This window comes from Microbacterium sp. LWH10-1.2 (assembly GCF_038397765.1).
Lineage (GTDB): Bacteria > Actinomycetota > Actinomycetes > Actinomycetales > Microbacteriaceae > Microbacterium > Microbacterium natoriense.
On record NZ_CP151638.1, the window covers coordinates 532,034 to 552,464 of the forward strand.

Annotated in this window: 22 protein-coding genes and 2 tRNA genes; 20 read left to right on the plus strand and 4 right to left on the minus strand. The window is 69.8% G+C overall.

Going from position 1 to position 20,431, the window contains the following annotated elements; translation table 11 throughout:
* Positions 1-78: 78 nt before the first annotated feature.
* Together MRBLWH10_RS02460 and MRBLWH10_RS02465 are read left to right on the plus strand one after the other, a co-directional pair.
* Positions 79-303: a hypothetical protein gene (locus MRBLWH10_RS02460; RefSeq protein WP_105674089.1), complete on the plus strand. Its 225-nt coding sequence runs from the start codon at positions 79-81 to the stop codon at positions 301-303.
* Complete coding sequence (locus tag MRBLWH10_RS02465; protein WP_341941515.1) at positions 300-758, plus strand: RidA family protein; 459 nt, start codon at positions 300-302, stop codon at positions 756-758. The genes MRBLWH10_RS02460 and MRBLWH10_RS02465 overlap by 4 nt, the downstream gene beginning before the upstream one ends.
* A 74-nt stretch (positions 759-832) precedes the next feature.
* Here the strand turns inward: MRBLWH10_RS02465 and acs are convergent, their stop codons facing one another.
* Complete coding sequence (gene acs / locus MRBLWH10_RS02470) at positions 833-2,800, minus strand: acetate--CoA ligase (RefSeq protein ID WP_341941516.1); 1,968 nt, start codon at positions 2,798-2,800, stop codon at positions 833-835.
* Positions 2,801-3,191: 391 nt separating this feature from the next.
* Here acs and MRBLWH10_RS02475 point away from each other — a divergent pair, with 391 nt between their 5' ends.
* From MRBLWH10_RS02475 to MRBLWH10_RS02530, 12 genes are all read left to right on the plus strand, one after another.
* On the plus strand, positions 3,192-4,205 hold the full coding sequence (locus tag MRBLWH10_RS02475; RefSeq protein WP_341941517.1) for a TadA family conjugal transfer-associated ATPase: 1,014 nt from the start codon (positions 3,192-3,194) through the stop codon (positions 4,203-4,205).
* On the plus strand, positions 4,199-5,095 hold the full coding sequence (locus MRBLWH10_RS02480) for a type II secretion system F family protein (protein ID WP_341941518.1): 897 nt from the start codon (positions 4,199-4,201) through the stop codon (positions 5,093-5,095). Before MRBLWH10_RS02475 ends, MRBLWH10_RS02480 begins: the two co-directional genes overlap by 7 nt.
* 33 nt (positions 5,096-5,128) lie before the next feature.
* A complete protein-coding gene (locus tag MRBLWH10_RS02485) occupies positions 5,129-5,326 on the plus strand; it encodes a DUF4244 domain-containing protein (protein WP_105674079.1) in 198 nt (65 codons plus the stop codon).
* Positions 5,326-5,676, plus strand: a complete 351-nt coding sequence (locus MRBLWH10_RS02490; RefSeq protein ID WP_341941519.1) for a TadE family type IV pilus minor pilin — start codon at positions 5,326-5,328, stop codon at positions 5,674-5,676. The genes MRBLWH10_RS02485 and MRBLWH10_RS02490 overlap by 1 nt, the downstream gene beginning before the upstream one ends.
* Positions 5,676-6,005: a helicase gene (locus tag MRBLWH10_RS02495; RefSeq protein WP_341941520.1), complete on the plus strand. Its 330-nt coding sequence runs from the start codon at positions 5,676-5,678 to the stop codon at positions 6,003-6,005. Before MRBLWH10_RS02490 ends, MRBLWH10_RS02495 begins: the two co-directional genes overlap by 1 nt.
* A gap of 78 nt (positions 6,006-6,083) precedes the next feature.
* The gene (gene topA, locus MRBLWH10_RS02500) at positions 6,084-8,918 is read left to right on the plus strand and encodes a type I DNA topoisomerase (protein WP_341941521.1); all 2,835 of its coding nucleotides are present in this window, start codon (positions 6,084-6,086) and stop codon (positions 8,916-8,918) included.
* Positions 8,915-9,544: a dTMP kinase gene (gene tmk / locus MRBLWH10_RS02505; protein WP_341941522.1), complete on the plus strand. Its 630-nt coding sequence runs from the start codon at positions 8,915-8,917 to the stop codon at positions 9,542-9,544. Before topA ends, tmk begins: the two co-directional genes overlap by 4 nt.
* Before the next feature lie 49 nt (positions 9,545-9,593).
* Positions 9,594-10,751, plus strand: coding sequence for a DNA polymerase III subunit delta' (locus tag MRBLWH10_RS02510; protein WP_341941523.1), 1,158 nt, complete (start codon positions 9,594-9,596; stop codon positions 10,749-10,751).
* 35 nt (positions 10,752-10,786) lie between these two features.
* A complete protein-coding gene (locus tag MRBLWH10_RS02515) occupies positions 10,787-12,304 on the plus strand; it encodes an alpha/beta hydrolase (RefSeq protein WP_341942554.1) in 1,518 nt (505 codons plus the stop codon).
* A gap of 51 nt (positions 12,305-12,355) precedes the next feature.
* Positions 12,356-12,431 (plus strand) — tRNA-Thr (locus MRBLWH10_RS02520).
* A gap of 61 nt (positions 12,432-12,492) precedes the next feature.
* Positions 12,493-13,074, plus strand: coding sequence for an isochorismatase family protein (locus tag MRBLWH10_RS02525; RefSeq protein ID WP_341941524.1), 582 nt, complete (start codon positions 12,493-12,495; stop codon positions 13,072-13,074).
* Positions 13,071-13,613: a DUF1697 domain-containing protein gene (locus MRBLWH10_RS02530; protein ID WP_341941525.1), complete on the plus strand. Its 543-nt coding sequence runs from the start codon at positions 13,071-13,073 to the stop codon at positions 13,611-13,613. The genes MRBLWH10_RS02525 and MRBLWH10_RS02530 overlap by 4 nt, the downstream gene beginning before the upstream one ends.
* On the opposite strand, the gene MRBLWH10_RS02535 is transcribed toward MRBLWH10_RS02530, so the two are convergent.
* Complete coding sequence (locus tag MRBLWH10_RS02535) at positions 13,603-13,803, minus strand: hypothetical protein (protein WP_105674063.1); 201 nt, start codon at positions 13,801-13,803, stop codon at positions 13,603-13,605. The genes MRBLWH10_RS02530 and MRBLWH10_RS02535 overlap by 11 nt on opposite strands.
* 25 nt (positions 13,804-13,828) lie before the next feature.
* On the opposite strand from MRBLWH10_RS02535, the gene MRBLWH10_RS02540 reads away from it, so the two are divergent.
* Positions 13,829-14,350 carry a CGNR zinc finger domain-containing protein gene (locus tag MRBLWH10_RS02540; protein ID WP_341941526.1) on the plus strand — a complete coding sequence of 174 codons (522 nt, stop codon included), beginning with the start codon at positions 13,829-13,831 and terminating at the stop codon, positions 14,348-14,350.
* Between the two features lie 30 nt (positions 14,351-14,380).
* Here MRBLWH10_RS02540 and MRBLWH10_RS02545 read toward each other — a convergent pair.
* Positions 14,381-14,453: transfer RNA gene (locus tag MRBLWH10_RS02545), tRNA-Lys, on the minus strand.
* Between the two features lie 130 nt (positions 14,454-14,583).
* Positions 14,584-15,243, minus strand: a complete 660-nt coding sequence (locus tag MRBLWH10_RS02550; protein ID WP_105674057.1) for a fasciclin domain-containing protein — start codon at positions 15,241-15,243, stop codon at positions 14,584-14,586.
* Positions 15,244-15,387: 144 nt separating this feature from the next.
* On the opposite strand from MRBLWH10_RS02550, the gene MRBLWH10_RS02555 reads away from it, so the two are divergent.
* The 5 genes from MRBLWH10_RS02555 (at position 15,388) to MRBLWH10_RS02575 (ending at position 20,303) form a co-directional block, all read left to right on the plus strand.
* Positions 15,388-17,100, plus strand: a complete 1,713-nt coding sequence (locus tag MRBLWH10_RS02555) for a cytochrome c biogenesis protein DipZ (protein WP_341941527.1) — start codon at positions 15,388-15,390, stop codon at positions 17,098-17,100.
* A gap of 30 nt (positions 17,101-17,130) precedes the next feature.
* The gene (sigK, locus tag MRBLWH10_RS02560; RefSeq protein ID WP_223586041.1) at positions 17,131-17,730 is read left to right on the plus strand and encodes an ECF RNA polymerase sigma factor SigK; all 600 of its coding nucleotides are present in this window, start codon (positions 17,131-17,133) and stop codon (positions 17,728-17,730) included.
* Positions 17,727-18,578, plus strand: coding sequence for an anti-sigma factor (locus MRBLWH10_RS02565; protein ID WP_341941528.1), 852 nt, complete (start codon positions 17,727-17,729; stop codon positions 18,576-18,578). The genes sigK and MRBLWH10_RS02565 overlap by 4 nt, the downstream gene beginning before the upstream one ends.
* A gap of 29 nt (positions 18,579-18,607) precedes the next feature.
* Positions 18,608-19,237: a DNA-directed RNA polymerase subunit beta gene (locus MRBLWH10_RS02570; RefSeq protein WP_341941529.1), complete on the plus strand. Its 630-nt coding sequence runs from the start codon at positions 18,608-18,610 to the stop codon at positions 19,235-19,237.
* A 181-nt stretch (positions 19,238-19,418) separates the two neighbouring features.
* Positions 19,419-20,303 (plus strand): aminodeoxychorismate lyase, encoded by an 885-nt coding sequence (locus tag MRBLWH10_RS02575; protein ID WP_341941530.1) that lies wholly within the window; start codon positions 19,419-19,421, stop codon positions 20,301-20,303.
* Positions 20,304-20,431 lie beyond the last annotated feature (128 nt).

The window sequence follows — 20,431 nt, forward strand, 5'->3', positions numbered from 1 at the left end:
ACGCTTGATCGTAGGGGAGTTCCCTGAATACCGCCTTTGACGCGATACGGCACGGATGCCGTCAGAACGAGGAGTGCCATGACCACGTGGGAGTACCTGACCACGCCGCTGCTGATCCACAACACGGCGGCGATCCTGAACAACTGGGGCAAGCAGGGCTGGGAGCTCGTGCAGGTCGTGCAGGGGCCTGAGGGAGGGCTCGTCGCCTACCTCAAGCGCCCGGTGACGGCGGACGCCTCTGCGAACGCCGGTCTGGCCGCCGCGGCCGAGGCTGCCCGCCAGTTCGAAGGAGGCGCGGCATGACCGTCTCCGCCCGTCTCGCCGAGCTCGGCATCGAGCTCCCCGCCGTCGCGGCGCCCGTCGCGTCGTACGTCCCCGCCGTGGTGCACGCGGGTCTCGTCTACACCTCGGGTCAGCTGCCTTTCTCGGGCGGGGCGCTGCCGACGACCGGAAAGGTCGGCGCCGAGGTCACCGCCGAAGACGCGAACCTCTATGCGCGCACGTGCGCGCTGAACGCGCTCGCGGCCGCCGCGGATGCTGCGGGCGGCGTCGACCGCATCGCCGGCGTGCTGAAGCTCGGCGGCTTCGTCGCCTCCACTCCGGAGTTCACCGGCCAGCCCGGCGTCATCAACGGCGCGAGCGAGGTGCTGGGCGAGATCTTCGGCGAGGCCGGCCGCCACGCGCGTGCAGCGGTGGGCGTCCCGGTGCTGCCCCTGGACAGCCCCGTCGAGGTCGAGGTCGTCTTCATCCTCGCCTGACGGCATCCGGCATCCTGACAGAACGAGAACGCCCCTCCTGAGCTTTCAGGAGGGGCGTTCTCTTTCCGTTCGGTTTACTTCACCTGCGCGGAGATGATGCTCATGACCGCGGTGTCGGCCAGCGTCGTGGTGTCGCCGACCTCGCGACCCTCCGCGACGTCACGCAGCAGGCGGCGCATGATCTTCCCCGAGCGCGTCTTGGGGAGTTCGCCGACGATGTAGACGTCGCGCGGGCGGGCGATCGCGCCGATCTGCTCGCCGACCCACAGCCGCAGCTGCTGGGCGAGACCCGCAGGATCGTGCGCGGCGAGGTAGCTCTCCTTGATGATGACGAAGGCGACGACGGCCTGGCCGGTGGTCTCGTCCGACGCGCCGACGACAGCGGCCTCCGCCGTGGCCTCGTGCGCCACAAGGGACGACTCGATCTCTGCGGTGGAGAGGCGGTGACCCGACACGTTCATCACGTCGTCCACCCGGCCGAGCAGCCACAGGTCTCCGTCGTCGTCGAGGCGGGCGCCGTCGCCGGCGAAGTAGTACCCCTCGTCCTCGAACTTCTCCCAGTACGTCTCGCGGTAGCGCTCGGGGTCGCCCCAGATGCCGCGGAGCATGCTGGGCCACGGTTCGGTGATGACCAGCAGGCCGCCGTTGCCGTTGCCGACTTCGACGCCCGACTCGTCGACCACGTCGATCGTGATGCCGGGCAGGGGAACCTGGGCGGAACCGGGCTTGGTCGCGGTCACCCCTGGCAGGGCGGACACCATGATCGCGCCGGTCTCGGTCTGCCACCAGGTGTCGACGATGGGGGTCGTTCCGGCGCCGATCACCTCGCGGTACCACATCCACGCCTCGGGGTTGATGGGCTCGCCCACCGAGCCGAGCAGACGCAGCGACGACAGGTCGAACTTCGCGGGGATCGCGCGGCCGATCTTCATGAAGGAGCGGATGGCGGTCGGCGCCGTGTAGAAGATCGAGACCTTGTGCTTCTCGATGATCTCCCACCAGCGACCCGGGTGCGGAGCATCCGGCGTGCCCTCGTACAGCACCTGGGTCGCGCCGTTCGCGAGGGGGCCGTACGCCACGTAGCTGTGCCCGGTGATCCAGCCGATGTCGGCGGTGCACCAGAAGACGTCGGTCTCGGGGTGCAGGTCGAACACGTACTTGTGCGAGTAGGCGACCTGGGTCAGGTAGCCGCCCGACGTGTGCAGGATTCCCTTCGGCTTGCCGGTGGTCCCCGACGTGTAGAGGATGAACAGCGGGTTCTCCGCGGGGAAGGCCTGGGCCTCGTGCTCTGCGGATGCCGCAGGCACGACGTCGTGCCACCAGATGTCGCGGTCGTCGTTCCAGTCGACGTCGTTGCCGCCGCGCTTGACGACGAGCACGTGCTCGACGGTCTGCTGCTCACCGTCGCCGCGGTCGGCGAGGGCCTGGTCGACGGCGGGCTTCAGGGCGGAGACCTTGCCCTTGCGGTAGCCGCCGTCTGCGGTGATGACGAGCTTGGCTCCGGCGTCGTCGATGCGGGAGCGGAGGCTGTCGGCGCTGAAGCCGCCGAAGATGACGGAGTGGATCGCGCCGAGTCGGGCGACCGCGAGCATCGCCGCGATCGCCTCGGGGATCATCGGGAGGTAGATGGCGACGCGGTCGCCGTGGCCGATGCCGAGCCCTTCCAGGACGTTCGCCACGCGCTTGACCTCGTCGGTCAGCTCCGCGTACGTGATCGACCGGGAGTCGCCGGGCTCGCCCTCCCAGTGCAGGGCGACGCGGTCTCCGTTGCCCGCTTCCACGTGGCGGTCGAGGCAGTTGTAGGCGACGTTGAGCTCGCCGTCGTCGAACCACTTCGCGAACGGCGGCGTCGACCAGTCCAGGACCTGCGTGAACGGCGTGTGCCAGTGCAGCAGCTCGCGCGATTGTCCTGCCCAGAACGCCTCGCGATCGGCCGCTGCGCTCTCGTACAGAGCGGGGGAGGAGATGGACTGCGCCACGAACTCCTCGGACGGCGGGAACTGGCGGGTCTCATCGAGAAGATGGTCGATCTGGCTGCTCATCGGCAGGCGCTCCTTTGCGGCAAAGCTGTCGTGCACGGCAAGGCGGTGGGCGGCACGTTCAGGTCAACGAGAATCTAGTCTCGCGCATCTGCACCGCATACTGCCGAAAGTCGGTACTCGCCCTGGTTTTGTCAGGACGGTCGCCTTGCGTACACTCGACCACAGCCGAATTCTCATTCCGGCCTTGGCGTGCCAGATTCCCCCGATCGAGTGCCGCCGTGGGCGGCATCTCGTTCCCCCCGCGAGGTGCCGCCCTTCTTCGTTTGGGAGCGCTCCCTCGTCAAGGTGGTCTTCTCTGCACCGATGCGTGCTCGGAGCAGTTGTCCACAGCTCCCGGGGATGCGGCCGCTCGGGCGATCTGCGAGCACGACGACAGCCCTAGCGTCGGGGCATGAGCGATCCCTTCATCATCCGTCCACGCGGCGTCGAGCGGTCCGGTGCGGCCGCAGCGTCCACGCCTGCCGGTCCGCTGGTCGTCGATCCGCGGTTCGGTCCGCTCGTCGAGTACTGCGTCGACGAGGAGGTCACCGACATCTTCGTCAACGGCGCGTCCGGCCTCTTCGTCGATCGCGGACGGGGAGCGGAGGCCGCACCAGGATGGGCGGCCTCCGAACGCGAGGTCCGCGATCTCGCCGTCGGGCTCGTGGGGCTCGGGGGCAGGCACCTCGACGACCAGGCGCCCTGCGTCGACGTGCGCCTCGACTCCGGCATCCGCGTCCATGCGGTGCTCGCCCCCGTCTCGACGTCGGGCACGGCGCTGTCGATCCGCATCCCTCGTGTGCGTGCGGCCGATCTCGACGCCCTCGCGGCGCTCGGCGCCTTCGACGCCAGGCTGCAGGCGTGGCTGCTGCGGCTCGTCCACGAACGAGCCAACATCCTCATCACCGGAGGCACCGGCACCGGAAAGACCACGCTGCTGTCCGCGCTGCTCGCCGCCGTGCCGGAGACGGAGCGGATCGTGACGATCGAAGACGTCGCGGAGCTCCGCCCTCGGCATCCTCACCACGTCGCCCTCGAGGCGCGACAGGCCAATCTCGAGGGGGCGGGCGGTATCAGCCTCGCCAGGCTCGTGCGGGAGTCGCTGCGGATGCGCCCCGACCGGCTCGTGGTCGGCGAGTGCCGCGGCGAAGAGGTGCGCGAGCTGCTCACCGCTCTGAACACCGGGCACGACGGCGGAGCGGGAACCCTGCACGCCAGCGGGCTGAGCGATGTGCCCGCGCGATTGGAGGCGCTGGGCGCCCTCGCCGGGATGGACGCCACAGCCCTGGCGAGGCAGACGGTCAGCGCGTTCACGGTCGTCCTGCATCTGGCGAGGGCGCCGGGCGGTGCCAGGCGCATCGCGCAGACGGGGAGATTCATCATGAAAGATGATCGTCTCGACATCGAAGAGGTCATCCCGTGGTGAGGCTGCGGCGCAGGCGCCCCGTCGACGCAGGGGCGGATGCCGCGACCTCCGTGCAGACTCTCGCGGTGCTGCTCCAGGCCGGAGCGGTTCCGCTCGTCGCCTGGAGGCACTTGGCGGAGACGGGCGACGCGCATGCGGCCGCCGTGGTGGCGAGAACGGATGAGGGCACTCCGCTCGTCGCGGCGATCGAGGCGGAGGGAGGGGCGTGGCTGGATCTCGCCGCCGCCTGGGAGATCGCGACGACCGTGGGGGCGCCGCTGGCCGAGGTGCTGCGGATGATCGCGGAAACGCTGCGCGACGCGGCATCGGCCGCCGACGACGTGCGGATCGCGCTCGCCGAGCCCGCCGGCACCGCGAGGCTGCTGCTCCTCATGCCGCTGGCCGGTCTCCTGCTCGGATTCGCCCTCGGCTTCGACACTGTGGGCGTGATCGTCGGCACTCCGATCGGCGCGGCGTGCGTCGCGGCTGGTCTGCTGCTGATGTTCGCCGCGCGCACGTGGACGAAACGGCTCCTCGAGCGGGCGAAGCCGGCACCCGGGACGCCGGGCATGGAGGCTGAACTCGTCGCAGTGGCGCTGGCAGGCGGGGCCTCGGTCGAGCGCGCACTGAAGCTGGTGTCCGAGAGTCCCGCCTCGCGCCACGGCGGTCGCGACCGCATCGACACGGTGCTCGCGCTGTCGCGCGCCGCCGGTGTCCCGGCCGGCGAGCTGCTGCGGGCGTCGGCCGCCCAGGATCGTCACCAGGCGCGGATCGCCGGTCGGCTGCGCGCCGCGGCTCTGTCCACCAGGCTGCTGATCCCACTGGGCGTGTGCTCTCTGCCCGCCTTCATGCTCCTCGGCGTGGCGCCGCTGCTGCTGAGCGTGCTCACGACGACGTCGCTGTCCCTGTGAACGACAGGGACCACACAGAAAGAAAGGAACACCATGACCACCATCCCTCCTCTCACCCGTCGCCGCGCCGCGCAGCTGTTCGGCGACGACACCGGGGCCGCCACCGCCGAGTACGTCATCACGACGATGGCCGCCGTCGCGTTCGCGGGCGCACTCATCTTCGTCCTGCGCTCCGACGAGGTGCGCGGCATCCTCACCGACATGGTGCGCCGGTCGTTGACGGTGTCGTGATGACTCGTCGCCTCGGCGCCGGCTGCGATCGCGGATCCGTCGCCGCCGAACTCGCCCTCGCTCTGCCCGCGGTCGTCCTCACGATCCTGCTCGGTGCGGGAGCCCTGAGCGCCGCCGCGCGCCAGGTGTCGCTGCAGGATGCCGCGGCCGACGCCGCACGACTCCTCGGCCGCGGAGAGGGAGCCGAAGCCGCGGCCGGGGCGGTGACCGCTGCTGTTCCCGGTGCGGGGGTCGCCAGCCGCGACGACGGCGGACTGGTCTGCGTCACCGCGAGCGTCGACGTCGCGATCGGCGGCGTCCTCACACTGCCGATGCGCGCGTCGAGCTGTGCCCTGAGCGGCGGCCTCTGATGGCGGGTTCGGCCCTGGCTGCCGGCGTCCTCGTCGTCACGGCCGGGCTGTCTCTCGGGCTCGCCGCCGTCGGCGGGGCGGCCGTGACGGCGCAGCGCGCGGCCGGTGCAGCCGACGCGGCGGCGCTCGCGGCTGCGGATGCAGCCTCCGGCGCCGTCGCGGCGTCGGAGGAGCCCTGCGCCCTCGCCGCACGCGTCGCGGCGGCCTCCGACACGGAGCTCACCGCGTGCATCCTGGAGGGGCTCGTGGCGACCGTCCAGGTCGAGGCGGCGTACGCTGGACTCGCTGCCGTCTCCCGAGCCCGAGCAGGGCCACCCGAGGGGAGTTGACGGCGGAACGTACACGAACCACTGCGACGAACCCATCGCAGCGGTGTGTATGGTGTGCTTCGAAGAAAGGACGCACCCTTGGCTGAAGGCAAGAAGCTCGTCATCGTCGAGTCCCCGACGAAGATGCGGTCGATTCAGGGATACCTCGGCGACGGCTACGAGGTGCTCAGCTCCGTCGGCCACATCCGCGATCTCGCGGACAAGAAGGACATCCCGGCCGCCGACAAGCAGGCGTACGGGAAGTACTCGATCGACGTCGACAACGACTTCGACCCCTACTACGTGGTGTCCGACCGCAAGACCAAGACGGTCGCCGAACTCAAGCGAGCTCTGAAGACGGCGGACGAGCTCCTGCTCGCCACCGATGAAGACCGCGAAGGCGAGGCGATCGCCTGGCACCTGCTCGAGACGCTGAAGCCGAAGGTGCCCGTCAAGCGCATGGTGTTCCATGAGATCACCAAGGACGCGATCCAGGCGGCCGTCGGCAACACCCGTGAGCTCGACATCGACCTCGTCGACGCGCAGGAGACCCGCCGGATCCTCGACCGCCTCTACGGGTGGGACGTCTCGCCCGTGCTCTGGTACAAGGTGAAGACCGGCCTCTCCGCCGGACGCGTGCAGTCCGCCGCGACCCGCATGATCGTCGACCGTGAGCGCGAGCGCATGGCGTTCGTGTCGGCGGACTACTGGGACGTCGAGGCTCTCGCGTCCTCGGCATCCGCCTTCAAGGTGCGGTTGGTGCGCGTCGACGGCGGCCAGCTCGCCCGCGGCACCGACTTCGACGACCTCGGAAAGCTGAAGAAGGCCGTCGTCGTCCTCGACGAGAAGAAGGCCGCGGCTCTCGCGCTCGCCGTGGACGCCGCCGGCGCCGGCACGGTGACCAAGGTCGAGGCGAAGCCCGGAACGCGCAGCCCCTATGCCCCGTTCACCACCTCCACGATGCAGCAGGAGGCCGGACGCAAGCTCTCCATGAGCGCGAAGCAGGCGATGAGCGTCGCGCAGCGCCTCTACGAGAAGGGCTTCATCACCTATATGCGCACCGACTCCACGGCGCTGAGCACCCAGGCGGTGCAGGCGGCGCGGAACCAGGCGGTCTCGCTCTACGGCGACGCGGCCGTGCCGCTCAAGCCGCGCGTCTACAAGTCCAAGAGCAAGAACGCCCAGGAGGCGCACGAGGCGATCCGCCCATCGGGCGAGACCTTCCGCACTCCGGCCTCGGTCTCCTCGCAGCTCGACCGTGAAGAGCAGCGCCTCTACGACCTCATCTGGAAGCGCACCGTCGCCAGCCAGATGTCCGACGCGAAGTACGAGACCACGACCGTCACGATCGCCGTCGACGCCGCAGGGCAGAAGGCCGAGTTCACGGCATCCGGCACTGTCTACACCTTCAAGGGCTTCCTGGAGGCGTACGAGGAGGGGCGCGACGAGAAGCGCAGCGACAGCGACGCGGCCGACGACCAGTCCCTGCCGGCGGTCGCCGTCGGCGATGAGCTGCGGATGACGGACGCCGAGGCCAAGGGCCACCGCACCACCCCGAAGCCGCGCTACACCGAGGCGTCGCTGGTCAAGGCGCTGGAGGAGCACGGCATCGGTCGTCCGTCCACGTTCGCCAGCATCATCGGCACCGTGATCGATCGCGGCTACGCGACCAAGCGCGGACAGGCTCTCGTTCCGACCTGGCTCGCGTTCAGCGTCGTGCGTCTGCTCGAGGAGCACTTCGCCGACCTCATCGACTACGACTTCACCGCGGCTCTGGAAGACGACCTCGACGCGATCGCCAGGGGCGAGCAGAAGCGCGTCGAGTGGCTGAAGTCCTTCTACTTCGGCACGGAGTCGCAGGTGGGCCTGCGTCAGGTCGTCGACAACCTCGGCGAGATCGATGCGCGCGCACTCAACTCCACGCGCATCACGGACACGGCGACCCTGCGCTTCGGGAAGTACGGCCCCTACCTCGAGGTCGCGAACCCGGAGGCGCCCGACGAGAAGCCGCGAATCGTGAACGTCCCGGAGGATCTGGCGCCGGACGAGCTCACCGCGGCCAAGGCCCAGGAGCTCATCGAGGCCCCCGTCGCCGGCGACCGCGTGCTCGGCGAGAACCCGGAGAACGGCAAGATCATCGTCGTCAAGGACGGACGATTCGGCCCCTACGTCCAGGAGAACGACCCGGTGTCCGACGATGCCGGAGTCGACGCGTCGACCGGCGAGGTCGTCGAGGCGCCGAAGCCCACCCGCGGCAAGAGCGCCAAGAAGGACACGGCCCCCAAGCCGCGCACCGGCTCGCTGTTCCGCTCGATGTCCGTGGACACGATCGATCTCGACACCGCACTCCAGCTGCTGAGCCTGCCGCGCGTCGTCGGCGTCGACCCCGAGTCCGGCGACGAGATCACTGCGCAGAACGGCCGGTACGGTCCCTACCTCAAGAAGGGCGCCGATTCGCGCTCCCTCGAGAGCGAATCGCAGATCTTCGACGTCACGCTGGACCAGGCGCTCGCGATCTACGCGCAGCCGAAGTACGGCGCCGGCGCGCGTCGTGCATCGAGCGCGCTCGCAGAGTTCGACGCCGACCCCGTCAGCGGCAAGCCGATCCGCATCCGCGACGGACGCTTCGGGGCCTACGTCACCGACGGGGAGACGAACGTCACGATCCCGCGCGGACAGAAGGTCGAGGACATCACGTTCGAGATCGCCGTCCAGATGCTCGCCGACAAGCGTGCGAAGGGTCCGGCCCCGAAGCGCGGCGCTGCGGCGAAGAAGGCCCCGGCGAAGAAGGCCCCCGCCAAGAAGGCGCCAGCGAAGAAGGCGGCGGCCAAGAAGGCGCCGACGGATGCCGAGAAGGCGGCCGCTCGCTCGGCTGCGGCGAAGAAGGCCGCGGCGACGCGCGCCGCCAACGCCGCGAAGAAGGCGGGCTCGTGACCGCAGGTCGCGGGGTCTGGATCACTCTCGAAGGCGGAGACGGCTCGGGCAAGACCACGCAGGCGAACCTGCTCGCGGGTTGGCTGACGGATGCCGGGCATGCGGTGCGTCGCACCAGGGAGCCCGGCGGCTCCGAGGTGGGCGAGCTGATCCGCAACATCGTGCTGCACCACCGCGGAGACATCGCCCCTCGGGCCGAAGCGCTGCTGTACGCCGCGGATCGGGCACATCATGTCGCGACGGTCGTGCGCCCGGCGCTCGACCGCGGAGAGGTCGTCCTGCAGGACCGCTACCTCGACTCGTCCGTCGCGTATCAGGGTGCAGGGCGCGTGCTGGACGGCGACGAGATCCGCGAGCTGTCCCTGTGGGCCACCGAGGGGGCGCTTCCCGATCTGACCGTGCTGCTCGACCTCGATCCGGAGGCCGCGCGAGAGCGGCTCGACTCGGACGACAAGCCGTTCGACCGGCTCGAGGCGGAGAAGACCGAGTTCCACTCCCGCGTGCGCGACGCGTACCTCCGCCTGGCCGACGCCGAGCCCGAGCGGTTCCTGGTGCTCGACGCCGCGGCATCCGCTGACGAGATCGCCGCGGCGATCCGCGTCCGCGTGGAGTCGCTCCTCGGCTGAGGCCTGCCTCCAGGGAGTCGGTGTCGGCGCCGCAGGTTACGCTGAGTACATGCCCCAGACCGTCGCCGCCGAGTTCCCGTGGGGCGATGTGTGGGGGCAGGATGCCGCCGTCGAGACGCTCCGTGGCGCCGCATCCGACCCTGCTGCGCTGTCGCACGCGTGGCTGATCACGGGCCCCCCGGGTTCGGGGAGGTCCACCCTCGCCCACGCGTTCGCCGCGGCGCTCGTGGCCGACACCCCCGAAGACGAGTCGTCCATGCGGCAGGTGCTGGCGGGCACCCATCCCGACGTGACCGCCCTGCGCACCGACAAGGTCATCATCACCATCGCCGAGGCGCGCGCACTCGTCGAGCGCTCCTACTTCGCGCCCTCGGCCGGGCGGTACCGCGTGATCGTCGTCGAGGATGCCGATCGCATGGTCGAGCGCACCTCGAACGTGCTGCTGAAGGCCCTCGAAGAGCCGCCGGAGCAGACCGTGTGGATCCTGTGCGCTCCGAGCGAGGCCGATCTGCTGCCGACGATCCGATCGCGGGTCCGCTCGCTGCGACTGCGGGAGCCCGACGTCGCCGACGTCGCACGGCTGATCAGTCTGCGCACGGGCGCCGACGCGGCCGTCGCCGAGCAGTCCGCCCGTCACGCGCAGCGTCACATCGGCATGGCTCAGCGCCTCGCCACAGACGACGCCGCTCGACGTCGTCGCGACGAGACGCTGCGCTCGGTGCTCGGCGTCCGCGGGGTCGGCGACGCCGTGGAGGTCGCCGGGCGCATCATCCAGGCGGCCACGGAAGACGCGAAGACCCTCACGGCCGAGCGCGACGCCGCGGAGCGCGCCTCACTGCTGCGTACCGTGGGCATCGCCGAGGGGCAGGCCGTGCCGCCGGCGCTGCGCTCGCAGCTGTCCGCGCTCGAAGACGATCAGAAGAAGAGGGCGACGCGCAGCCTGCGCGACGGCATCGACCGTGTGCTCACCGATCTGCAGTCGATGTTCCGCGATGTCGTGATGCTGCAGTTCGGTCGCGGCGACGACCTCATCAACCGCGAGCTGCGCGCCGAGCTGAGCGCGCTCGCGGATGCCTGGCCGGAGACACGTACTCTGGTCGTACTTGACCACCTTGCCGAGACACGCCAGTCGCTGGAGCGCAACGTCGCACCGCTGCTCGCCCTGGAGAGCTTGCTCGTGACAGTCACGAGCGGGAGGACACCGTGAACAACAGACCGACTTCCCGTTTCCGACGCGCCGCGATGGTGGTCGCTGGGCTCGCCGCGGCATCCGTCATGCTGTCCGGCTGCCTGTACTCGATGATCCCCGAGCAGGCGTCGTCGAAGCCGTCGGCGACCAACGCTCCCGACACCGAGGGCGTGGCCGAGAACCTGCTGCGCTTTTACGGGCAGACCCTGACCTGGACCGAATGCGGCACGGGCTTCGACTGCACCGACGTCACGGCGCCGCTCGACTGGGAGAACCCCGGCGACGGCGAGATCACGCTGTCGGTGATCCGCCACCAGGCGTCGGGCACGGCGAAGGGCTCGCTGCTCACGAACCCCGGCGGTCCCGGCGCGAGCGGTGTCGACCTCATCCAGAACAGCCTCGACTACGCCGTCGGCGCCGACCTGATCACGAACTACGACGTGATCGGCTTCGATCCGCGCGGCGTCGGCCGGTCGACCGCGGTGACCTGCTTCGACGCGGCGGGCATGGACGACTACCTGTACTCCATCCCCGCGGCTCCCCGCGGAACCGCCGAGTGGGAGACCGAGCTCCTCGCCGCCCACAAGAAGTTCGCCGAAGCGTGCGAGGCGAACAGCAACGGCATCCTGCCGTTCATCACGACCATCAACGCGGCGCGCGACATGGACCTGATCCGCGGCGTCCTCGGCGACAAGAAGCTGAACTACCTCGGCTACTCCTACGGGACGTTCCTCGGCGCGACCTACGCCGAGCTGTACCCGGAGCGCGCCGGCCGACTCGTCCTCGACGGGGCCATCGACCCCGCCGTCTCCGGACTCGAGGTGAGCGCGACGCAGGCCATCGGCTTCGAGTCCGCGCTGCGTGCGTACATGAAGAGCTGCCTCGACTCGGGGAAGTGCCCCTTCAACGGCTCGGTCGATGAGGCCATGACCGATCTCGGAGCGCTGCTCGCGAGCGTCGACGCCTCGCCGCTGAAGAACGGCGACGGTCGGCGGATGGGTGCGGATGCGCTGATGACGGGAATCATCGCTGCGCTGTACTCGGAAGACAGCTGGAGCTACCTCACTGATGCGCTGAGCGGAGCGCTGCAGGGCGACCCGTCGATCGCGTTCCAGCTCGCGGACTTCTACAACGGCCGTGAGAACGGCACATACGCCGACAACTCCAGCGAGGCGTTCCGCGCGTACAACTGCATGGACTATCCGGTGGAGGACGACCCCGCGGCCGAGGCCGCGTCGACGGCGAAGATCGCCGAGGGCGCGCCGACCATCGCCAAGTACTGGGACGGCCCCGACTCCTGTTCGGTCTGGCCGTACCCGCCGACCGGCACGCGTGGGGAGATCCACGCCAAGGGTGCGGGGCCGATCCTCGTCGTCGGCACCACCAACGACCCGGCGACGCCGTACGAGTGGTCGGAGTCGCTCGCGAAGCAGCTCGACGAGGGCGTGCTGATCACCCGCGTCGGGGAGGGTCACACCGGCTACAACAAGGGCAACACGTGCGTGGACAAGGCCGTCGAGGCCTTCTTCCTGGACGACACGGTGCCCGAGAACGGCCTGCGCTGCGAGTGATGCCGGCTCGATTCGCGAGCGCGCTCCGAAACAGGTAATATCGGAGACCGCGCCGCTTTAGCTCAGTCGGCAGAGCATTTCACTCGTAATGAAAAGGTCGTCAGTTCGATTCTGACAAGCGGCTCCAGCAGGCCCCGTGATGAAGATCACGGGGCCTTTTGGTTTCCCGAGCGCGTACCCTCGGAATCATGAGCAGAGCGCTTCTCATCGTCGATGTGCAGAACGACTTCACCGAGGGCGGTGCGCTGGCCGTCGAGGGCGGGGATGCCGTGGCATCCGCGATCTCCGCGTTCCTGACCGAGCACGCCGCCGACTACCGTGTCATCGTCGCGTCGCGCGACTGGCACGACGCCGAGGGCGACAACGGCGGGCACTTCTCCGATCAGCCCGACTTCGTCGACACGTGGCCGGTGCACTGCGTCGCCGACACCGACGGTGCGGCCTACGACCCGCTGCTGACGACGGATGCCGTCACGCATCACGTCCGGAAGGGGCAGGGGCGGCCCGCGTACTCGATGTTCGAAGGGACGACGGATGCCGGTGAGACGGTGTCCGCGGTGCTGACGGAGTTCGGCGTGCTGAGTGCGGACGTCGTGGGCATCGCCACGGACCACTGCGTGCGCGCGTCGGCCCTGGACGCGATCGCACACGGCGTCCAGGTGCGGATCCTCACCGATCTCGTCGCAGGGGTCGCTCCGGAGCCCAGTGCCGCAGCTCTCGCCGAGCTCGCGCACGCCGGCGCCGTGCTCATCGAGAGCGCGGAGGCGTGACCGCGGAGCGTTGCGCACTGCTCCTGCGCGCGGTGAACGTCAGCGGGCGCAACAGGGTGCCCATGGCCGAGCTTCGTGAGCTGCTGGGCGCGCGAACGGCTCTGACGAACGTCTCCACGTACATCGCGAGCGGTAACATCCTGTGCGACGCACCCGGCGACCTCGGTGCGGCGTGTGCGGAGGTGCGGGCGCTGATCGCGGAGGCGTTCGGGGTCGACACTCCGGTGATCGCCCGTAGTCACGCCGAGCTCGAGGCCGCGCTCGCGGAGAACCCGTTTCCGGATGCGGCGCAGGACAAGATGCTGCACGCGATGTTCCTGGAGTCGGAGCCGGCCGAGGGCGCCGTCGACGCTCTGACGGAGCGGCTCGTCGCGGGGGAGCGGATCGCGCTGATCGGCCGGGACCTCTGGATCGACTACGACGAGGGCGGTGTGCAGAACACCAAGCTCACCAAGGCCGTCCTCGACCGTGCGCTCGGGGTGGCCGGCACGGCGCGGAACCTCCGCACCGTGCGTATGCTCGCCGAGCTCACGGCCTGAGAGCGCGACTGAGCGCGACCGGCGGCGTCTGCGGATGCGCCTGCACGTCGACGCGACGGACGCCGCACCCGTCGCAGCGGACGTAGAGCACGAGGCCCTCGCTGGTCGGATGCCGCGAGTCGACGAGCCAGGCGTGCTCGTGAACGGGGGCGGTCTGGCGGGGGATCGGAAGTGTGTGCAGGGAGGTCATGCATCCAGCGTGATGTAATGGCCTTATGCATCTCAACCCTTACGGTGAGTACGCAGTCCTGCTGGCGGCATCCCTCGCCAACGACTGGCCGGCCGACCGCACCGGAATCGAGGCGCGCACGCGGGAGTTCGGGATGACGATGGACTTCCCCGACGAACCCGACGACCACGAGCTGACCCGCGGGGTGATCGACGAGTGGCTGCGCGTCGTCGACGCCGAGCCCGGCCGGTCACGAGCCGAGCTGCTGAACGCGCAGATGGCGACGGCGGCCGCCTATCCGCGGCTCACGGATCATCACGACGAGGGCTGGCACCTGCACTACCGAGACGACGGCCAGCGGCTCGCGTTCGTCCTGAGGGCGGTGATCTCCGTGGGCACGGCCCTTCACCTGTCGACCCGGGGCATGACGCGTCTGCTCCGCTGCGAGGCCGAGCCCTGCACGAACGTCGTGGTCGACGTGACCCGCAACGGGCGCCAGCGATTCTGCTCGGTGCGATGCGCGAACCGCGCCGCCGTGCGCCGCCATCGCGCCCGCGGAGGAGACTAGTCGCCCGTCGCTTCGCGCACAGGTTCACGGTGGGCCCCGTGGGGCTCGAACCCACGACCCGCGGATTAAAAGTCCGATGCTCTGCCAACTGAGCTAGAGGCCCGTGTCCTCTCAGTCTAGTGTGCGCGAAAAGGGCCGCCGGCGACTCCCCGCACCGGCGGCCCTTCTTTCCTCTCGTCGTCCTCCCCCGAGGGACGAGAGGCGCCGAGAACCCCCGCTCGGCGTCCCGCGCCTTACTGGGCCGGGGGCATCAGCACGGAGTCGATCAGGTACACCGTGGCGTTCGCGGTCTGCACGCCGCCGCAGATGACCTTCGCGTCGTTGACCATGAGGTCGTCTCCGCTGCCGGTCACGGTGAGGTCGGCGCCCTGGACGGTCTTGTGCGTGCCGTCGATATCGGACGGCTCGATCTGACCGGGGACCACGTGGTAGGTGAGGATCGACGACAGCGTCGCACTGTCGGTCTTGAGTCCGTCGATCGTCGCCGCGTCGATCTTCGCGAACGCGTCATCCACCGGGGCGAAGACGGTGAACTCGCTGCCGTTGAGTGTGTCGACGAGGTTCACGTCCGGGTTGAGCTGACCGCTCACCGCGGCGACGAGCGTCTTCAGCATCGGGTTGTTGGATGCGGCGACCGCCACCGGGTCCTGAGACATCCCCTGGATGGATCCGGCTCCTGACGGAACCGCGTCCGCGTATGCCGCGCATCCGGGGCCGACGAGGTTCGCCGCCGGGTCCATCGTCTCGGGCGCCGACGACTCAGAGGACTCCGGCGCCGACGGCTTCGTCGTCTCCTCGGCCGGGGTGCTGCCCATGGTGCAGGCGGAGAGCAGGAATGCGCTCGCCAGCGTGAGGGTGACTGCTGCGGTGACCTTCTTCTTGGTGCTGAACATCTCGAGCTCCTTCAGAACTGGGCCACGGTCCGTCCGTGGCGTCGACATCTGTTCGGAGCCCCTCGCCGATCGGATGGGAGAAAGTTCCGTCCAATCCGAAACGGGGGTCGAGAGCGAACAGAGGGCGACAGAAGCGAGGACCTCATGGACCTGATCATCATCGGCCTGCTCGGCGGGCTCATCACCGGAATCTCACCGTGCATCCTGCCCGTGCTCCCGGTCATCTTCCTCACGGGGGGAGCGCAGTCGGCGAAGTTCGACGGTGAGGTCGTGCCGGCGAAGCGCAGCCGGCCGTACCTGGTGATCGCGGGCCTGGTGCTGAGCTTCACGCTCGTCACCCTCGGGGGATCGCTCCTGCTCGGGCTGCTGAACCTCCCGCAGGACATCATCCGCTGGGTCGGCATCACCGTGCTGGTCATCATCGGCGTCGGCCTCCTCGTGCCGAGGTTCGAGCGGATCCTCGAGCGCCCCTTCCAGCGCTTCGGCCAGCGGGAGGTCAAGAACCGGGGCAGCGGGTTCGGCGTCGGCCTCGCCCTCGGCGCCGTGTTCGTGCCGTGCGCGGGCCCCGTGCTCGCCGCCATCATCGTGGCCGGCTCCACGGGCCGCATCGGAATCGGGACGATCCTGCTCACCGTGTCCTTCGCGATCGGCGTCGCGGTGCCGCTCCTGGTGTTCGCCCTGGCCGGAAGGGGCGTCATCGAGCGCATCCGCGCCTTCCGCACCCGCGAGCGCGGCCTGCGCATCGCCGCGGGGATCGCGATGATCGCGCTCGCCGTGGGGCTGGTCTTCAACGTCCCGCAAACGCTGCAGCGCCTTCTGCCCGACTACACGTCATCTCTGCAGCAGGGGCTGGCCGATTCGGATCAGGTGTCGGATGCCCTCGACCTCGGCGGCCTCGTGAACGACGAGAACAAGGACCTCGACAAGTGCACGAACGGCGCCGCCGAACTCGAATCCTGCGGCGCGGCGCCCTCGATCAAGGGGATCCAGCAGTGGCTCAACACCCCTGGGGGTGAGGCCGTGGATCTGAAGAGCCTCCGCGGCAAGGTCGTGCTGATCGACTTCTGGGCGTACTCCTGCATCAACTGCCAGCGCTCGCTCCCGCACGTCGTCGCCTGGGATGCCGCGTACCGCGACCTGGGGCTCGAGGTCATCGGCATCCACTCCCCGGAGTACGCGTTCGAGAAGGATCCGGGCAACGTCGCCGCGGGAGTCGCCGACTTCGGCATCGACTACCCGGTCGCCCTGGACAACAACCTCGCGACGTGGACGAACTACCGCAACCGGTACTGGCCGGCGCACTACCTCATCGATGCGCAGGGGACCGTCCGCCACATCTCCTTCGGCGAGGGCAACTACGCCGCGACCGAGAAGCTCATCCGGGAGCTGCTCAAGGACGCCGATCCCGCTGTCCAGCTGCCCGCGGCGACGGATGTCGTCGATGAGACGCCCGACGTCGGCTCGACGACGCGGGAGACGTTCCTCGGCTCCTCGAAGGACGTGAACTACGGCGGCGGCACGGAGTACCGCTCCGGCACCCGCGACTTCGCGCTCCCCGACGAGCAGCCGGACGACAGCTTCGCTCTCGGCGGAGGCTGGACGGTCGAGACGCAGTATGCGACGCCGTCAGGCGGTTCCGGCAGCATCCGCCTGAACTATCACGCCGCCGAGGTGCGCATGGTCGTCGCCGGCTCTGGCGAGGTCGTCGTGCGCGATGACAAGGGCAACGAGCAGCGCATCCGCGTTGACGGCACTCCACGCTCCTACGCCCTGGAGAAGGCGGATGCCGTCGCCCAGGGGTCGTTCACCCTCGAGGTGCCCACCGGAGTGCAGGTCTATTCCTTCACCTTCGGGTGAGGTCTGCACGAGATCGAGAGGAGATGCGGCATGCTGGTGGAGATGGTCATCGACGGGGTGGACGTACCCGAGGACGGAACGGCGCGGGATGCCGTCGCCGATCTCCTCGGGCGCATCGCCGACGGCGACCAGGCGGCGTTCGCCGCGCTCTACGACACGCTGTCGCCCCGCGTGTTCGGTCTCATCCTCCGCGTGCTCGTCAACCGCTCGCAGAGCGAGGAGGTGCTCCAGGAGGTGTTCCTGGAGATCTGGCAATCCGCCGACCGCTTCGCTCCGAACAAAGGGCAGGGACGGACCTGGGTGATGACGATCGCCCATCGTCGAGCGGTGGACAGGGTGCGTGCATCCCAGTCCAGTGCCGATCGCGATGTGCGGGCGGGGCTCAGAGACATCGGGGTGGCGCACGACAGCGTCGCCGAGCAGGTCGAAATGGGCATCGAGGGAGAGAAGGTCGTCGATGCGCTCTCGGGGCTACCCGAGGCGCAGCGGGAGGCTCTCGTCCTCGCCTACTACGGCGGATACAGTCAGAACGAGATCGCGGTGCTCGTGGGAGCACCGCTGGGGACGATCAAGACACGGATGCGAGACGGGCTCATGCGTCTCCGCAGCGCGATGGGGGTGACGGCATGAACGAGCAGGAGTTCGCAGAGCTCTCCGCGGCGGCGGCGCTGCACGCGCTGTCTCCCGATGACGAGCGACGGTTCCGCACCGCCCTGGCCGTGCACCCCGAATGGCGGCGGATCGCCCGAGCGGATGCCGAGGCCGCTGCCGCGCTCGCGCTGCCCGTCCCTCCGGTGACGCCTCCGGCGGACATCCGCTCGGCTCTCCTCTCCGCCATCGCGGACGCGCCGCAGGGTGACCGGGAGACGGCGTCGGCTCCACCTGCTCCGACCCCGGCCGCCGAGACCCGTGACAGGACCGATGACGGCGGACGTGATGCCGCGAGCCGCCCGCACTCTTCTGCGGCTCACCCGCAGGACACGCCCGCGGGGGACCCCCAGCCGGCTCCCCGTGAACGTCGTCGCGGACTGCGGATCCTCTTCGCGCTCGCCGCATGCCTCGTGCTGCTGGTCGGCCTCGGCATGGGCGCGACCGCTCTGAGCTCCTATCTGAACCGGCCGGCGGCCGTCGTCGCCCTGGAGCAGATCGAGGCATCAGGCGATGCGCAGCAGGCGGAGGTGCCCGTGGCAACGGGCGGCAGCGCTACGGCGCACTGGTCGGCATCCCTGGGCAGGGCCGTGCTCGTCACGGAGGGCATCGCCGCTCCGGCCGACGGGCAGACGTACGAGCTGTGGTTCGTGCGCGGGGACACGGCGGTGTCGGCGGGCACCTTCTCCGTGGACGACGGGAAGGCCACCGCGGAGCTGCGCGGTGAGATGAAGGCGGGCGACGCGATCGCCGTGACGGTCGAGCAGTCGGGAGGATCACCCACCGGTGTCCCGACCTCAGACCCGGTGATCGTCATCCCCACCGCCTGAACGCCGCCCGACGCGCGTACCCTGGAGGGATGCCCGAGCAGCACCATCGCCCTGTGCGCCGCCCCACCAGCGCCTTCGACAACATCGTCGGCTCCCACGACCCCGCCGAGGAGACGCGGGTCGCGCACGCGACGGCATCCGCCCTGCTCACCAGGGTGCGTGCCGACGAGAGCGGCGTCAGCGCCGAGCGTCTCGTCGCCTTCACCGCCGAGCACGGCATCGACGAGATCGCGGAGCTGTGGTCGAAAGCCCCCTCCCGCACGCTCCCGGGCGCGCTGTGGCGGCTCTACGTGCTGCAGCTGGCGATCCACGGCGACCCGCAGACGGCGGCGTTGCTCTACGAGCGCGGACGCGTCGAGCTCGCGTCGGCTGACGCGGTCATCGCTGGAGCGCCGGTCCCGGCGAACCCCGACGAGCTCGTCGCCTTGATCGACACCATCCTGCGCGGCGCCTTCCGGGGCGACTTCGCGGTCGCGCTCGACAGGGCGGCGGCGTTCTGCCGCGTGCAGGCCTCGGGCGCGACGCACCTGGCCGACGACTACGAGGCGACGGAACCGGCGAGGGCGAGCGAGCTCACCACGAGGGCGCTGAGATTGAGCGCCTACGGGCAGGACCTGTCCGCGGCCGCGGTGCTGTGGCGGATGGACGCGCTGGCCTGACCGGAGGCGCCAGGGCGGCGGAGGCCCGATGGAACCGGGTATGAGAAGACCGGGCCGCAAGAACGCCTCTCGGCGGAAGGCCGCTCGCAGCGGCAAAAATTGGAGCCCGGGGTTATGCGGCCCGGCCGATCAAGTGTAACGCGATCTCGCCTCCGCTATTCCCGACCTCTAGGCTCGGATCATGACCCGGCGCTTCGCACTCATGATCGATCCCGTCGCCGCATCCGAGGAGCGCGCCGATTTCGCAGACACCTTCACGATGGTGGATGCCGCGGCCCCCGCGCTCAGCGTGGGCGAGCTCAGCACCCAGCGCGGAGACGGCGTGTTCGAATCGATCGGCGTGGTCGACGGGCACGCGCAGGAGGTCGTGCCGCACCTGGAGCGCCTCGCGCACTCCGCGCGGCTGTGCGACCTCCCGGCGCCCCATCAGGAGCAGTGGCGGCAGGCGGTCGCGGTCGCGGCGGCGGAGTGCGGCGAGGGGGAGGCCGTGATCAAGCTCATCCTCAGTCGCGGCGTCGAGCACGGCCCCACGCCGACGGCCTGGGTGACGGCGGCGCCCGCGGCGGACTTCTCGGCCGCGCGCGTGCACGGCATCCGCGTCGTGACGCTCGACCGCGGGTACGACCTGCACGTCGCCGAGCGTGCGCCGTGGCTGCTGCTGGGCGCCAAGACCCTCTCGTACGCGGTCAACATGGCGGCGCTGCGCGAGGCGCACCGTCGGGGAGCGGATGACGCGGTCTTCCTCTCCAGCGACGGATTCATCCTGGAGGCGCCGACCGCCTCGCTCATCCTCCGTTTCGGGGACCGCTTCGTCACGCCGGCGCCGAACGGCGGCATCCTGCACGGGACGACGCAGCTCAGCGTCTACGACCACCTCGCGGCCCGCGGTTTCGAGGCCGGGTACGCCGAGATCCCGGCATCCGACCTCGCCACGGCGGATGCCGCCTGGCTCGTCTCGAGCGTCCGTCTCGCCGCTCCGATCACCGCGGTCGACGGGGTGGAGCTGCCCGTCGACGCCGCCCTCACGGCCGAGCTGAACGCATACCTCCTGTCTCCCCGCGACTGACCCCGGGGAAGTCTGGGCTGACCCCGGGGGCTGATCCCGGGGGAGCGGGTGTGCCGATTCCGGGCACAGCTTCGGAGCGGCAGTGCGACATGCCGCCGTTTAGGGGTCCCAGACGGCGTGTCGTCTCG

Bases quoted from the DNA above. Each gene is read 5' to 3' on its own strand.
- MRBLWH10_RS02460 (WP_105674089.1), top strand. From the start codon at position 79: ATGACCACGTGGGAGTACCTGACCACGCCGCTGCTGATCCACAACACG.
- MRBLWH10_RS02465 (WP_341941515.1), top strand. From the start codon at position 300: ATGACCGTCTCCGCCCGTCTCGCCGAGCTCGGCATCGAGCTCCCCGCC.
- acs (WP_341941516.1), bottom strand. From the start codon at position 2,800: ATGAGCAGCCAGATCGACCATCTTCTCGATGAGACCCGCCAGTTCCCG.
- MRBLWH10_RS02475 (WP_341941517.1), top strand. From the start codon at position 3,192: ATGAGCGATCCCTTCATCATCCGTCCACGCGGCGTCGAGCGGTCCGGT.
- MRBLWH10_RS02485 (WP_105674079.1), top strand. From the start codon at position 5,129: ATGACCACCATCCCTCCTCTCACCCGTCGCCGCGCCGCGCAGCTGTTC.
- MRBLWH10_RS02490 (WP_341941519.1), top strand. From the start codon at position 5,326: ATGACTCGTCGCCTCGGCGCCGGCTGCGATCGCGGATCCGTCGCCGCC.
- MRBLWH10_RS02495 (WP_341941520.1), top strand. From the start codon at position 5,676: ATGGCGGGTTCGGCCCTGGCTGCCGGCGTCCTCGTCGTCACGGCCGGG.
- MRBLWH10_RS02510 (WP_341941523.1), top strand. From the start codon at position 9,594: ATGCCCCAGACCGTCGCCGCCGAGTTCCCGTGGGGCGATGTGTGGGGG.
- MRBLWH10_RS02515 (WP_341942554.1), top strand. From the start codon at position 10,787: ATGGTGGTCGCTGGGCTCGCCGCGGCATCCGTCATGCTGTCCGGCTGC.
- MRBLWH10_RS02525 (WP_341941524.1), top strand. From the start codon at position 12,493: ATGAGCAGAGCGCTTCTCATCGTCGATGTGCAGAACGACTTCACCGAG.
- MRBLWH10_RS02535 (WP_105674063.1), bottom strand. From the start codon at position 13,803: ATGACCTCCCTGCACACACTTCCGATCCCCCGCCAGACCGCCCCCGTT.
- MRBLWH10_RS02540 (WP_341941526.1), top strand. From the start codon at position 13,829: ATGCATCTCAACCCTTACGGTGAGTACGCAGTCCTGCTGGCGGCATCC.
- MRBLWH10_RS02550 (WP_105674057.1), bottom strand. From the start codon at position 15,243: ATGTTCAGCACCAAGAAGAAGGTCACCGCAGCAGTCACCCTCACGCTG.
- MRBLWH10_RS02555 (WP_341941527.1), top strand. From the start codon at position 15,388: ATGGACCTGATCATCATCGGCCTGCTCGGCGGGCTCATCACCGGAATC.
- sigK (WP_223586041.1), top strand. From the start codon at position 17,131: ATGCTGGTGGAGATGGTCATCGACGGGGTGGACGTACCCGAGGACGGA.
- MRBLWH10_RS02565 (WP_341941528.1), top strand. From the start codon at position 17,727: ATGAACGAGCAGGAGTTCGCAGAGCTCTCCGCGGCGGCGGCGCTGCAC.
- MRBLWH10_RS02570 (WP_341941529.1), top strand. From the start codon at position 18,608: ATGCCCGAGCAGCACCATCGCCCTGTGCGCCGCCCCACCAGCGCCTTC.
- MRBLWH10_RS02575 (WP_341941530.1), top strand. From the start codon at position 19,419: ATGACCCGGCGCTTCGCACTCATGATCGATCCCGTCGCCGCATCCGAG.